Consider the following 13,752-nt stretch of genomic DNA (forward strand, 5'->3'; position numbering starts at 1 on the left):
TCCTATTCTTTGATGCGTATTATCTTCGATACATGTCGATTGACGAATGCTGGAAGAAAGAAAGAGATGGCAAATACTAAAGAAAAAGCGATAATCCATGCGCGCAGCCAGTTCGAAAACTGGAATGCATGTAATCCTGAATTAACAGCTGTTAATGTGAAAGATATGATAGCGGTCATAATGGCAGCAGTGACAGCACTGCAAAGAACGCGGTGAATTTTCGAATTGACAATCATGTTCGTGCTCCTTCTTGTAACTAATCTCCAATAATTATATATTATCTTCAAAAGTTGTCAAATGAACTAAATGACGTATAATGAGGCTAAAGCTGCAAGGAGGGGGCAGAATTCTGAATGGATGAAATTGATTATGAATTGCTTTTGCAGATGGCAGTAACAATTGGAGACGCAGCTAGAATTACTGATATCCCTATAAGGAAGCTTAGATACTGGGAAGATAAAGGTTATATCGATAGTGTAGAGGAAAAGACCAATACTACTAGACGATTCGATTATTATATGATCAAGAAAATTATTCTTATGAAGGAATTGCTAGAAGACGGTTATACTGTGGAAGCTGCCTCTAACAAAGCGGAAGCCCGTCTTAGCACTCTGCGTCATGTATTCGATGAACACAGCAGAAAATAATGATAAGATACAGCTCGAAAATATTGTCAGAATAGTTCCCACTTAAGAAACAAGTTATGTTATAGTAAATAAAATTACAAAGAACAGAGACAACGGAGGAATATACATGCGCTACTTAACTGCAGGTGAATCACATGGTAAACAGCTTACAACAATTGTAGAAGGTGTTCCTTCCTATTTACCGTTGACTACCGAAGACATCAACGAATCCTTGCTTGAAAGACAAAAAGGCCATGGCCGAGGCAAGCGAATGCAGATTGAAAAAGATTTGGTCGACATTGTAGGCGGTGTCCGTCATGGATATACACTAGGTTCGCCTATCGCACTTGTTATACATAATGATGATTTCAAGCACTGGATTGATGTAATGGGTGAGGATCCAGTCGAAGATCCTCAAGCTGTCCGTCGTATCGTTTCACGTCCGAGACCCGGACATGCAGATTTAAATGGAGCCTTAAAATACGGCCATCGCGACATGCGGAATGTACTGGAGCGTTCATCGGCTCGTGAAACAGCAGCGCGCGTTGCAGCTGGTGCTGTAGCTAAAAAACTCCTAGCTGAATTGGATATCAATATTGTCGGCTATACAAAAGAAATCGCCGGCATTAAAGCAGTTGAGTTTCCTGATTATACATATGAAGAAAGAGACAATAAATCGAAGGCATCGTCTGTACGGTGCCTTGATTCGCAAGCTGCAGAACAAATGGTAAATGCGATTGATCAAGCAAAGAAAGACGGAGATTCTATTGGCGGTGTCGTGGAAGTCTTTGTAGAAGGACTGCCAGCAGGCATCGGTTCTTATGTTCACTATGACCGGAAGCTTGATGGACGTATTGCAGGAGCTGTAGCGAGCATCAATGCATTCAAAGGTGTTGAATTCGGAATCGGCTTTGAAGCAGCCAGACTGCCAGGCAGCCAAGTGCATGATGAAATTGCATGGGACAAAGAACATGGCTATTACCGCAAAACGAACCGTCTAGGTGGATTGGAAGGCGGTATGACAACAGGTATGCCACTAGTTGTCAAAGGTGTTATGAAACCGATCCCTACTCTTTATAAACCGCTTCAGAGCGTGGATATAGAAACGAAGGAGCCGTTCAATGCGAGTATCGAACGTTCAGATAGCTGTGCCGTTCCGGCAGCAGCTCTAGTAATGGAGCATGTAGTCGCATTCGAGATTGCAAAAGCGATCTTGGAACAATTTCCTCATGATCAGTTTCCAAAGCTTCAAGAAGCGATAAAAAATTACCGAGAAGAAATCCGGGTGTTTTGATGGAACAGATTACAGTAAAAGCGAGTCAGTCGAGTTACAAAGTTTCTGTAGGCGCAGGTATCAGACATAAATTGTCTGAGTTCCTGCCCAAGTCCTATCAAAATGTATTTGTAATAAGCGATACGAGCATTGCTCCTCATTATCTGGATGATTATGTATCCTCACTTCTGCCGGATGCAAAGATTACAAAGAAAATCATCGAGCCAGGGGAAGCAGCGAAAAGTAAGGACATGTATTTCGATATATTGGATAGTATGTTCGAGGCAGAACTTGATCGAAAAGCGCTTGTTCTTGCTTTAGGTGGAGGCGTTATCGGTGACTTGGCTGGGTTTGTGGCAAGTACATATATGCGAGGAATCGATTTCGTTCAGCTGCCGACAACCATCCTTGCCCATGATTCGAGTGTCGGTGGTAAAGTTGCGATCAACCATGAAACTGGTAAAAATCTGATTGGGAGCTTCTATCCTCCTGTTGCTGTCGTCTACGATGTTGACACTATTACCACACTTCCGGAAAAGGAAGTGCGAAGTGGCTATGCTGAGCTGATAAAGGAAGCTTATATCGGAAACGCTGATTTCCTTAGCCAACTGCTTGAACGAAAAAAACTCGACAAAGAAAATGAGGAACAGCTGATCCAGGATCTATCTCTAGGAATCCGAGTGAAAACGAAAATCGTTGAGGCGGATGAAAAAGAAAATGACCTGCGCAAGTTTCTTAACTTAGGTCATACACTTGGTCACGCAATTGAAGCTGAAGCAGGTTATGGCACATTCACTCACGGTGAAGCAGTCGCGATCGGAATGCTGTTTGCTTTGGAATTGAGTGAGAAAAGATTCGGAGCTGATTTGCGTTTAGATGAATACCGCAGCTGGATGGAACGAAACGATTATCCTATGCACTTACCTGATCTTTCTGCAGAAAGACTTCTCATAAGAATGCAAATGGATAAGAAATCGGAGAACAAGGAAGTCCATATGGTGCTGCTTCGGGAAATTGGAGATCCAGTGACGGAAAAAGTCGATCATGACAAGCTTCATAATGCTGTCACATCGTTTCTTGAGAGGATGAGGAGAGCATGATACGAGGTTTCAGAGGAGCCACAACTGTAACAGAGAACGAAGAAAAGCAAATTATTGAAGCTACTGCGGCAATGCTGGATGAAATGGTCTCCAAGAATACTATAGTTCCAGAGGATGTTGTCCAAGTACTCATTTCGGCAACTCCCGATTTGACAAAAACATTCCCGGCAAAAGCATTGCGAGTTTTTCGTGAGGATTGGACATACGTACCTGTTATGTGTATGCAGGAGCTTTCAATCGAAGGCGGCTTGCCAAAATGCATCCGCGTGATGCTGACAGCACGCACTGACTTGGCGCAGCAGGACATTCATCACGTTTATCGTGAGGAAGCAATTAAGTTACGTCCCGACTTAAAGGAGGAGCATCAATGAGAGCAAAACAGATTTTGAATGAATTGACAGCTTACAAACCAGGAAAACCGATGGAAGAGGTTCGGAAAGAATTTGGATTGGACCGAATCGTGAAACTCGCATCTAATGAAAATCCATACGGCTTTTCAGCTAAGGTAAAAGAGGCTTTGCCGACATTCGCTGATGAACAGGAGATCTATCCGGATGGATATGGTACAGCGTTGAAGGAAAAATTGGCGAAGCGTTTTAATGTGGGCTTAGATCAACTTGTTCTCGGAGCAGGCTCTGATGAGATTATTATGATGCTTTGTCGTACTTTCCTTGCGCCAGGCCTGAACACTGTTATGGCGCATCCGTCTTTCTCTCAATACCCTCATCATGCCCTGATTGAAGGAGCAGAGGTCCGAGCTATTGAAACGAAGAACGGATTCCACGACCTTCCAGCAATGCTAGAAGCAATTGATGAGAAAACAGGGGTTGTTTGGCTATGTACACCGAACAATCCAACAGGAAACCATATTGCCAAAGCGGACTTTGAAAACTTCCTTCGCCAAGTTCCGAAAGAGGTTCTGGTAGTTGCGGATGAGGCTTATGTCGAGTTTCTGGAAACAGATGACTACTTTGATACACTAGCTGCTTTGAGCGATTATCCGAATCTGATAACGCTCCGTACTTTTTCTAAAGCGTATGGACTTGCTGCATTGCGTGTTGGGTACGGAATCGGTCATCCGGAAGTTATCCATAAGATTAACGTTGTAAGAAGTCCGTTCAATAATACGACAATTGCACAAAAAGCAGCGATTGTAGCACTTGACGACCAGGAGTTCATCAAGGACTCCATCGCAAAAAATAACCAAGTGAAACATAGCTTCCTAGCATTCTGTGATGCTCACCAAATCAAATATTATGAATCTCATACAAACTTTGTTTTGATATACGATCTACCTGTTAGTGGAGATGCTGTCTTCCGGCATATGCTTTCCAAAGGCTTCATCATCCGTTCCGGCGATGCCCTTGGTATTCCAAACAGCGTCCGAATTACAATCGGTAATGAGCAAGACATGACAGAATTCACTGTATTGCTTGATCAATTCCTGACTAGCGTGAAAGAAAGCTAAGATGGAGACGGTCGTTATCGCGGGACTAGGTTTGATCGGCGGCTCGCTTGCCCGTAATATCCAAATGCACAAGCAAGTTCATCTTATAGGAGTAGATCAAAGGGAAAGTACCCTTGAGTATGCCTTAAAGCATGAAATCATTGATGAAGCGTCGTCTTCTTTCCAAGAAGCTGCACATAAGGCAGATATAATTATACTTGCTGCCCCAGTTTCCAAGTCTGTAGAGCTGCTCCAAGATCTTGATAACATGAAGCTTGAAAAAGACGTGCTTGTAACGGATGTTTCTTCGGTTAAAGGACCGATCTTCCAGCAGGCTGCGTCACTACAGTCCGACAAAGTCTTTTTCGTAGGCGGCCACCCAATGGCAGGTTCCCATAAACACGGAATTGAGGCTTCAAAAGCTCATTTGTTTGAGAATGCCATTTATGTTCTGACACCTGTCCAGCGGGCTAAAGAAAGCGATATTAAGCGGGTGGAAAATCTGCTTGATGGTACGAAAAGCACCTTTATCACATTATCTGCAGAAGAGCATGATGAGATGACAGGAGTTGTTTCTCATTTCCCTCATTTGATTGCATCTGCTTTAGTACAGCAGGCAAAGAAATGGGAAGCCAAACATAGTTTCTTGCCGAAGCTCGCTGCGGGAGGATTCCGTGACATTACCCGGATTGCCTCGAGCAATCCCGGTATGTGGCAAGACATCTTCTTTCAGAACAAAGAAAAGATGGGGATCCTGCTTGACGACTGGATAGAGGAAATGCAGGCTTTCCGAAAGCTTTTAGCAGAAGATCAGGGACAGCAGATTCATACCTATTTGGAAGAAGCGAAGCAATATCGTGACGGCTTGGAACCTCGGAAAAAAGGAGCAATCCCAGGCTACTACGATTTGTATGTCGATATAACTGATAGGCCAGGGGCATTGCAAAAAGTACTCACCATTGTCGCCGATGCAGGTTTGAGTATCGTAAATATCCATATACTCGAGCTTCGTGAGGGGCTGACAGGTGTTCTTCGCCTCAGCTTTTCAGAGCAAAAAATCCAGCTGAAGGCTAAAGGTGTACTGGAAGTTTTCGGCTATGAAGTCAAGATAGAAGATTGAAGGTGAAAGCAGTGACAGATGTACGACTACAACCGACAGCGAAGGGACTTTCCGGATCAATTACAGTTCCGGGCGATAAATCGGTTTCTCACCGAAGCATCATTTTTGGGGCTTTGGCTAAAGGAAAAACTACTGTCCGTCATTTCTTGACTGGAGAGGATTGTCTTCGAACGATAGATGCTTTCCGGGCGCTCGGCGTCTCGATTGAGCAGGACGGAGACATCGTTATCATCGATAGCGCGGGAAAAGACAGCTTCAAAGAACCGAACGTTCCGATATACTTTGGAAATTCTGGAACAACAGCTCGGCTTCTGCTCGGTGTTTTTGCGGCCTTGCCATTTCATATAACAGCATATGGAGATGCATCACTTACCAAACGGCCGATGGATAGAGTTGTTATTCCTTTGCGTCAGATGGGTGCGAAAATTAATGGACGGGAACAAGGAAAGTACTTGCCATTGGCCATTGATGGACAAAAGCTCTCGGCTCTTACATATCATACACCAGTCAAAAGTGCACAAGTGAAATCTGCTTTGCTGCTTGGAGGTTTGTTAGCGGATGGCGAAACGCGGATTTCAGAAGATGTCAAGACAAGGGATCATACCGAACAGATGCTTGAAAGCTTTGGAGCAAGTATTGATGTAGCAGGAACGACTGTCGCGGTTCAAGGCGGTCAGCAGCTCGTTGCTACAGATGTCTATGTTCCCGGAGATATTTCCTCGGCTGCTTTCTTCCTCGTTGCCGCATGTCTCGTGCCCGGAAGTGAAGTCGTACTAACGAATACTGGTTTGAACGACACACGTACAGGTATTTTGGATGTGCTGAAGCAAATGGGTGCCGATATGGAAATAAATGAGCATGATATTCAGGCTGGAGAGCGAATCGGAGATATCACGATACGATATCGTCCTTTGAAAAGTACAGAGATTGGCGGGGACATTATCCCTCGGCTTATCGATGAGCTGCCAATCTTGGCATTACTGGCAACTCAGGCTGATGGGGAAACAATCATTAAAGACGCGGAGGAACTTCGGTACAAGGAAACGGATCGCATCGAAGCAATTGCAGCTACACTGCGGAGCTTTGGTGCAGAAGTGGAATCAACGCCGGATGGGATAAGAATTCCTGGAAATCAATCTCTTAAAGGTGCAACTGCTGATTCTTTCGGTGATCACCGGATTGGAATGATGATTGCTATTGCGAGTTTGATTGCAAAAGGGGAAACAATTCTTGGTGATGCAGATAGCATCAATATCTCTTACCCTACATTTTTTGAGGATCTCCGTGCACTGCAAAATTGAATATGTCTGATTCCCAACCGGGAATCAGACTTTTTTGCTGTTCTAAAGCTATTGCTTTAGGTTACACTGAAGACAGATGGAAAAGCCGAGAGGCGTGTAAATAGAAGGAAGTGTTAAAAAATGGAAGAAATAAGAAAAGCAATAACGCATATGGAAAATGATCAGCCGCAAGAAGCAGTAGATACATTGGAGGCTTATTTACCAGGTGCCAATGAAGAAGAAAAGTTCACGATAGCTGAATTATATATGCAATGGGGTATGCATGAAGAAGCAAAAGCAGTCCTGCTTCAGCTTGAGCAAATGTTCCCGGATGAGATGGAGCTTAAAATGATGTTAGCTGAGCTTTTCATTGATTTGAATGAAGATCAGGAAGCAATTGATAAGCTTGATCAAATTGTGGAGGATGAGGACTATTTTGTCCCAGCTCAGATGCAGCTTGCTGATTTGTATGAAGCGCAAGGGTTATTTGAAGTAGCAGAGCAAAAACTGTTGGCAGCAAAGCGATTCGATCCTTCCGAGCCAGTCATCGATTTGGCGTTAGGGGAGCTTGCTTTATCGACTGCTTCTTATTTAAAAGCAATCACTTATTATGAAAAAGTTTACGAAAAGCAGCCTGTCATGGGTGATATCGATATCGCACTTCGCCTCGCGGAAGCTTATGCAGCTACAGGTGAATTCGAGAAAGCATTGACTTACTATCAGGAAACAGACGTTAATGACGTGGAACAGCTGTTCAGCTTCGGCTTTACTGCCTTCAAGCTATCCAGATACGATATTGCCATCAGTACTTGGGAAAAGCTCCTCAAAGAGGAAGCGGACTATCTTTCTGTCTATGAGTATCTTGCTAAAGCCTATGAAGAAGAGGGTTTGACGGAAAAGGCATTCGAAACTGCTGAAAAAGGATTGTCGTTGGATGAGTACAATCAGAAACTCTATTTCACTGCAGGCCGTCTTGCCAGACAGCTCGGTAAAAATGATCGCAGCTATTTCCTGATTCGTCATGCGATTGCGCTCGACCCAGGGTATAAAGAAGCGATACTCTATTTGATTGAGAATTTCAAGTTGGATGAAGACCACGAGGCAATCATCGAGTTATTGACGCATATCTTGGAAACAGATGAAGAAGATGCAGCATACCGTTGGGAGCTTGCACGTGCCTATAATGAAACTGAAAGCTTTGATGAGGCATTAAAGGCATACGGGGAAGCATATACTAACTTCAAAGATGATAGCGATTTTCTAAAAGAATATGGATATTTCCTATTGGAAGAAGGGAGGATGCAAGAGGCTGTCGAAATACTAAAAGAGTATCTTCGTCTGGAGCCATCAGATATCGAAGTAGAAGAGAATATCAACCGGCTCTTGTCTCAATAAATGCATTGAATTGAAATCATTTCGCTTTCTGGGAGGGGGCACATATGAATATTTCCGTTACCATGCAGGATAAGAAGACGTTCATTCGCTGGTTCTTAGATAATTACCAATTGAAGCGCAGGGAAAGTGTCTGGATCTTGAACTACTTGATCAATCATGATTCGTTTCTTGATAATGTGCATTTCATCCGTGAAGCAAGGTTCAGTCCCAGAGGAATCATCATATCCGCCCATTGTTCCGAAGAAGTACCGTTCCGCTTTTACAAGGACAACATCGTTACAACAGATGCAGAGAAATCATTCCATGATATTCGTATGAACAAGAAAGACCCGGTCTATATTCAACTCAATTTCAAGAACTCCCATCAAAGCATGGAGTATGTTGCAGTTCTGGAAGACAATCCTTTCTTGCCGGAAGATCATTACGTGACAAAAGAGGACCGGCAGCTGGCAACGAAGCTTCTGGATGCTTCGCATTATCAATACAAGAAGAAGAAGCTGCAAGAAGCAATTGATTTGGCTCTTGATAAGAGAGATGAAAGTAAATTTCAGTTGCTGAGCAGGGCGATGCGTCAATTAAAAGAAGAAGCCGAAGATAAAATCGAAAACACATAAATAGATGCGCTTTGACAGCGCATCTATTTTTTTATCTTTCTTGTTAAAAGTATCAATAGAAAAGAAGGTTTCTGCTAAAATAAAGTGACTGCTTTTATTCGAGCAAATCGGAATACATAATTGAAATGAAAGGATAAGCACATCATGTATCATCTTTTATTCCATCGTTACAGCATCATGTTATTGTTTATCATCAATCTTTTTGGAACGATATACGGGTATATGTGGTATGGTTGGCAGCTTGAAATTACGCCAGCTATTTTCCTGCCTTTTGTTCCGGACAGCCCAACAGCAAGTCTCTTTTTCACCATTTTTCTAGGTTTATTTTTGATTGGAAAACAGAATGGTTATATCGAAGCGCTGGCAGTTGTTTCATTATTTAAATACGGCATATGGGCTGTTGTGATGAACCTTCTCACTTTAGCCGTGAATGGTACACTTTCCTGGCAAGGGTATATGCTGATTGCCTCCCATTTAGCGATGGCTGTACAAGGCATTTTGTATGCACCGCTTTATCGAGTAAAACTGCGGCATCTTGCAGTGGCTGCTATCGTGGTCTTGCATAATGATATTATCGATTATGTTTTCGGTATGATGCCGATTTACGGTAATCTGATGGAATATATGCAAGTGATAGGTTATTTCACTTTCTGGCTGAGTATTGTATCTATCTTAGTCGGTTATTTTGTCACACAGCGGAACTCATTAAGAAACAAATACTAATAAGGCGAATACCGACATACGCAAGTGCTTAATTGCATAGGCTGTAGGAACATCTAAAAAAGAGGGGATGCTTATGAAAAAGCTGCTTCTCGTCATTGTTCTGACAGCCTCTTTTTTTGTACTTGCTAACCTTGCTGAATTGCTGCTGCAACCGCATACAGAGGCACTGTCGTCATCTTCCGACAAAATTGGTCAAACGTTTGATCAACAATATGAATCGCTGCCTGCACATTTGTATAGTGTTTCTGTGCCTGATAAAAACAGTTATGGAACAGGACGGTTCTGGGGAATACTTGGTATTAGTGCAAGCATTGTAGGGACACTTGTGTATGTTGGCTATAAAAAGTATCGAGCTGAAAATGACAAAAGTGTGAACAACGATCCTAATAGTTGATTTTTTTCGAATTTTTGACTAAAATTGACCTTAATAAGTTCCAAATAATTTTACGGAGGAATGTATATGTCACTAGGTGCTTATATAATCTATATAGCACTTCTTCTGATTATCCCTTTATGGGCTCAATCGAAGGTGAAAAGCACGTATAAGAAGTATTCGAAAGTTGAAACGTCATCTCTTATGACTGGTGCGCAGGTCGCAAGAAAGATTTTAGATGATAATGGTATATATGATGTGCAAATCGAAGAAACACGCGGTATGTTGTCTGACCATTATGACCCACGTCACAAAGTTGTCCGTCTATCTACAGACAACTATCATGGTCATTCTATGGCAGCAGCAGCCGTTTCCGCCCACGAGGTAGGACACGCAATCCAGGATGCAGAAAGTTACGGATTCCTCAAATTCCGTACTGCGCTTGCACCAGCTGCTGCATGGGGGAACAACCTTTCCTTTATGCTTATCATTGCAGGGGCGATCTTCCAAGCTTTTAGTCTAATTGGTTTCGGTATTGCGCTATTCAGTATCGCAGTATTGTTCCAGATCGTCACACTGCCGGTGGAGTTCAACGCATCGAACCGTGCGATGACGCAGCTCGTTTCAACGGGTATAATCCGGAACGATGAAGAACGCTCTACGAAGAAAGTATTGAACGCGGCAGCAATGACTTACGTTGCAGCGGCTCTAGTAGCTGTAGCTGAGCTTGTGCGCTTCATCCTTATGTTCTTTGTCGGTAATAACGAAGAGTAATAAAAGGCATCCCGAGGGATGCCTTTTATTGTTCTTGTATGACTTTGATGAGTTCTCGTAGATAGTCGGGCAGATCAGGCGGTCGTCTGCTGCTGACAATATGACCGTCCACAATAACTGCTTTATCATGCCAGATGGCTCCGGCATTCGTCATGTCATCTTTAATTCCTGGCGTGCTCGTGACATTAACACCTTCCAAAATACCTGCAGAGATCAACACCCAGCCGGCATGGCAAATTTGACCAATCGGTTTCTTATGGGAGTGGAAATGCCGGGTGATTTCCAATACGCTATGATAGCGGCGTAATTTATCTGGTGACCAGCCGCCTGGGACAAGCAAAGCATCATAATCAGTCGGAATGACTTCATCAAACGTTACATCTGATGTAGCGGGAACACCATATTTGCCTTTGTAGGTAGTATTGGCAGCTTCACCTGCCAAATGAACTTCCGCTCCAGCCTCACGAAGTCTCAAGATGGGATACCATAGCTCCAGATCCTCAAAATCTTCACTCACAAATGAAAGTATTTTCTTACCAGTAAGCTCCATCATCTCACCTCTTTCTTTTATTCCTTTTCACTTTACCAATTCACTCGTATAAATGCATGCAATACGCTAGTCTGTGTGATAAGGCTTTTTGTTTTCGTCGAGTGTAAAGCCTTCTCCCATTACATCATGTACCTCGCTAAGGGCGACGAAGGCATGTGGATCTACTGCGGTGATGATTGCTTTCAGTCTGACAATTTCGTTCCGTGCAACGACACAATACAGTACATCGCGCTTTTCACCAGTAAAGCTGCCTCTGCCATCAAGAACAGTAACACCTCGGTCCATTTGCTTTAGTATCTGATTGGCGATATCTGCACTCTGACTGGAAATGATGGTGGCGCCTCTTGCCGAGTAGGCACCTTCTTGAATGAAGTCGATGACTCTCGCCCCAACGAAGACTGCAACGAGTGTATACATCCCCCGGATCAGATCAAGATAGGTAAGGACTGATGTGACAATAACAACAGCATCAAAGAGAAACATTGTGCGTCCCATGGTCCAGCCAGCATACTTGTTAGCCAAACGGGCAATGATGTCAACTCCGCCGGTAGTACCTCCGAATCGGAAGATGATACCGAGACCGACACCGATGAACACCCCAGCTAAAAGCGAAGCAATCAGTAAATCATTCCCTAAATTAATATGGAAGGAATATGTCTGGAACAAACGCAAGAATAAGGAAACGGCCACTGTCCCGATAATTGTATAAACGAATGTTGTACGGCCTAGGAATTTCCAGCCGACCAGAAATAACGGAATGTTTAGCACCAAGTTCATAATTGCTGGATCCCAATCGAATTCGAATAGTAAAATAAGCGTTATCCCGGTGAATCCGCCTTCACCTAATTTATTGGCTATATTGAAATGGACGATACCGAAAGAAAAGATGGCGGCGCCTAACAGGATAAAAAGGATGTTCTTTAAACGCATTCCGAACATAATCTACCTCCTAAGATGACAATTCCTTCTATATTATAGACAACTATGCCTTTTGCTACAAATTTGTCCAATAGGTAAAAATATTTGTCAAAGACCGTATTTTTAAGCTAACATGGTAATGATATAGCGAAAGGAAGATCGCGCATGAATACTGCATATACGACAAAAGAAATACAAGCACGTGTCGACGCTTATATTTCCCAATTTAAAGAAGGTTATTTCTCACCGCTCAGCATGCTTGCCCGAATGACAGAAGAAGTAGGGGAGCTTGCAAGGGAAGTGAACCATACATATGGCGAAAAGCCGAAAAAAGCTAGTGAAGATGCCAATACAATAGAAGATGAACTCGGAGATATCATTTTCGTGATGACATGCTTTGCTAATTCCTTGAATATCGATTTGTCGGAAGCATTCGAGAAATCGATGACAAAATTCGAAACAAGGGATAAAGACAGATGGACGAAGAAGACACAGGAGGATTTACATAATGACTAAGGATACGATCAGAATTATTGTAGCAGGACCAAGAGGACGAATGGGGTCGGAAGCATTGCAGCTTATCGATCGTACAGCTCATTTTGAGCTTGTAGCAGCAATTGACAGGAAAAATGGAGGGAAACGTATCAGTGATATCGACGGTTTGCCTGCAAGTGATGCAGTTATCTATGATGACGCTGCGGTGTGTTTAGATGAAGTGCAAGCGGATGTACTTATCGACTTGACCATTCCCGAAACAGGCTACAAACATATGAGACTTGCTATCGAACACGGTGTGCGTCCAGTAGTCGGTACCTCTGGCTTTACAGAAGAACAAGTAGGAGAACTAGAAAAGCTAAGTGAAGAAAAGGGCATAGGAGCAATTATTGCACCGAACTTTGCAATTGGCGCTGTGCTGATGATGCAATTTGCCAAACAAGCAGCAAAATACTTCCCAACAGTAGAAATCATTGAAAAGCATCATGATCAGAAACTAGATGCACCGAGCGGTACGGCTGTAAAAACAGCACAGCTGATTCAGGAAGTACGTGAACCGGCTAGACAAGGACATCCGGATGAGAAAGAGACGATGCCGGGAGCACGCGGTGCAGATGTAGACGGCATGCGAATCCATAGTGTCAGGCTTCCAGGTCTTGTTGCACACCAAGAAGTTATTTTCGGTGCACCCGGAGAACAATTCACAGTCAAACACGATAGTTTCAACCGCGCATCCTTTATGTCAGGTGTAGAGCTGGCTGTAGATCGCGTCATGAAGATGGAAGTACTTGCATACGGATTAGAAAATATATTGGAATGAGGCGATAGACATGCATATTGCTTTAATTGCCCACGATAAGAAAAAACCTGAGATGGTCCGCTTTACGGTCGCATATAAAGAAATGCTGAAGAAACATACCTTGTATGCTACAGGAACAACCGGCACTCGCATCATGGAGGCTACAAGCTTGCCGGTGGAATTGTTCCTGTCTGGTCCTCTAGGGGGAGATCAGCAGATTGGTGCCAAAATTGCAACAAATCAAATGGACTTGATTATATTCTTC

At 43.3% G+C, this 13,752-nt stretch carries 18 protein-coding genes; 15 read left to right on the forward strand and 3 right to left on the reverse strand.

The genetic code is table 11. From position 1 onward, the window contains the following. Positions 1–2 precede the first annotated feature (2 nt). Positions 3–236: a DUF2798 domain-containing protein gene (locus AE2B122_RS02795; protein WP_095217919.1), complete on the reverse strand. Its 234-nt coding sequence runs from the start codon at positions 234–236 to the stop codon at positions 3–5. A gap of 117 nt (positions 237–353) precedes the next feature. Here AE2B122_RS02795 and AE2B122_RS02800 point away from each other — a divergent pair, with 117 nt between their 5' ends. From AE2B122_RS02800 to AE2B122_RS02855, 12 genes are all read left to right on the forward strand, one after another. Beyond that, entirely contained in the window at positions 354–647 is a 294-nt protein-coding gene (locus AE2B122_RS02800; RefSeq protein WP_095217918.1) for a MerR family transcriptional regulator, read from the forward strand. 106 nt (positions 648–753) lie between these two features. Beyond that, positions 754–1,920, forward strand: a complete 1,167-nt coding sequence (aroC, locus tag AE2B122_RS02805; RefSeq protein ID WP_175073018.1) for a chorismate synthase — start codon at positions 754–756, stop codon at positions 1,918–1,920. Beyond that, on the forward strand, positions 1,920–2,999 hold the full coding sequence (aroB, locus tag AE2B122_RS02810) for a 3-dehydroquinate synthase (RefSeq protein ID WP_175073019.1): 1,080 nt from the start codon (positions 1,920–1,922) through the stop codon (positions 2,997–2,999). The genes aroC and aroB overlap by 1 nt, the downstream gene beginning before the upstream one ends. Further along, positions 2,996–3,370 (forward strand): chorismate mutase, encoded by a 375-nt coding sequence (aroH, locus tag AE2B122_RS02815; protein ID WP_175073020.1) that lies wholly within the window; start codon positions 2,996–2,998, stop codon positions 3,368–3,370. The genes aroB and aroH overlap by 4 nt, the downstream gene beginning before the upstream one ends. Next, positions 3,367–4,467, forward strand: coding sequence for a histidinol-phosphate transaminase (gene hisC, locus AE2B122_RS02820; RefSeq protein WP_175073021.1), 1,101 nt, complete (start codon positions 3,367–3,369; stop codon positions 4,465–4,467). The genes aroH and hisC overlap by 4 nt, the downstream gene beginning before the upstream one ends. A 1-nt stretch (position 4,468) precedes the next feature. Then, entirely contained in the window at positions 4,469–5,566 is a 1,098-nt protein-coding gene (locus AE2B122_RS02825; protein ID WP_175073022.1) for a prephenate dehydrogenase, read from the forward strand. An 11-nt stretch (positions 5,567–5,577) separates the two neighbouring features. Then, a complete protein-coding gene (gene aroA, locus AE2B122_RS02830) occupies positions 5,578–6,867 on the forward strand; it encodes a 3-phosphoshikimate 1-carboxyvinyltransferase (RefSeq protein WP_175073284.1) in 1,290 nt (429 codons plus the stop codon). 120 nt (positions 6,868–6,987) lie between these two features. After that, positions 6,988–8,241 carry a lipopolysaccharide assembly protein LapB gene (locus AE2B122_RS02835; RefSeq protein ID WP_175073023.1) on the forward strand — a complete coding sequence of 418 codons (1,254 nt, stop codon included), beginning with the start codon at positions 6,988–6,990 and terminating at the stop codon, positions 8,239–8,241. Positions 8,242–8,285: 44 nt separating this feature from the next. Further along, positions 8,286–8,855, forward strand: coding sequence for a ReoY family proteolytic degradation factor (locus AE2B122_RS02840; RefSeq protein ID WP_175073024.1), 570 nt, complete (start codon positions 8,286–8,288; stop codon positions 8,853–8,855). Between the two features lie 144 nt (positions 8,856–8,999). Then, the gene (locus tag AE2B122_RS02845) at positions 9,000–9,578 is read left to right on the forward strand and encodes a DUF1405 domain-containing protein (protein WP_175073025.1); all 579 of its coding nucleotides are present in this window, start codon (positions 9,000–9,002) and stop codon (positions 9,576–9,578) included. Between the two features lie 73 nt (positions 9,579–9,651). Next, positions 9,652–9,972, forward strand: a complete 321-nt coding sequence (locus AE2B122_RS02850) for a sporulation protein YpjB (protein ID WP_175073026.1) — start codon at positions 9,652–9,654, stop codon at positions 9,970–9,972. A 66-nt stretch (positions 9,973–10,038) separates the two neighbouring features. Beyond that, complete coding sequence (locus tag AE2B122_RS02855; protein ID WP_095217909.1) at positions 10,039–10,725, forward strand: zinc metallopeptidase; 687 nt, start codon at positions 10,039–10,041, stop codon at positions 10,723–10,725. A gap of 25 nt (positions 10,726–10,750) precedes the next feature. Here AE2B122_RS02855 and AE2B122_RS02860 read toward each other — a convergent pair whose 3' ends face one another. Both AE2B122_RS02860 and AE2B122_RS02865 read right to left on the reverse strand, forming a co-directional pair. Next, the gene (locus tag AE2B122_RS02860; RefSeq protein ID WP_095217908.1) at positions 10,751–11,275 is read right to left on the reverse strand and encodes a type 1 glutamine amidotransferase domain-containing protein; all 525 of its coding nucleotides are present in this window, start codon (positions 11,273–11,275) and stop codon (positions 10,751–10,753) included. 66 nt (positions 11,276–11,341) lie between these two features. Further along, positions 11,342–12,214, reverse strand: coding sequence for a YitT family protein (locus AE2B122_RS02865; RefSeq protein WP_095217907.1), 873 nt, complete (start codon positions 12,212–12,214; stop codon positions 11,342–11,344). Positions 12,215–12,358: 144 nt separating this feature from the next. On the opposite strand from AE2B122_RS02865, the gene AE2B122_RS02870 reads away from it, so the two are divergent. The 3 genes from AE2B122_RS02870 to AE2B122_RS19080 all read left to right on the forward strand — a co-directional run. Continuing rightward, positions 12,359–12,709 carry a nucleotide pyrophosphohydrolase gene (locus AE2B122_RS02870; RefSeq protein WP_095217906.1) on the forward strand — a complete coding sequence of 117 codons (351 nt, stop codon included), beginning with the start codon at positions 12,359–12,361 and terminating at the stop codon, positions 12,707–12,709. Beyond that, entirely contained in the window at positions 12,702–13,508 is an 807-nt protein-coding gene (gene dapB, locus AE2B122_RS02875) for a 4-hydroxy-tetrahydrodipicolinate reductase (protein WP_175073027.1), read from the forward strand. The genes AE2B122_RS02870 and dapB overlap by 8 nt, the downstream gene beginning before the upstream one ends. Positions 13,509–13,518: 10 nt before the next feature. Beyond that, positions 13,519–13,752: methylglyoxal synthase (locus tag AE2B122_RS19080; RefSeq protein WP_254593397.1), on the forward strand; the 234-nt coding region annotated here is incomplete at its 3' end.

This window comes from Terribacillus sp. AE2B 122, assembly GCF_902497585.1.
In the GTDB taxonomy this organism is placed as follows: Bacteria; Bacillota; Bacilli; order Bacillales; family Amphibacillaceae; genus Terribacillus; species Terribacillus saccharophilus_A.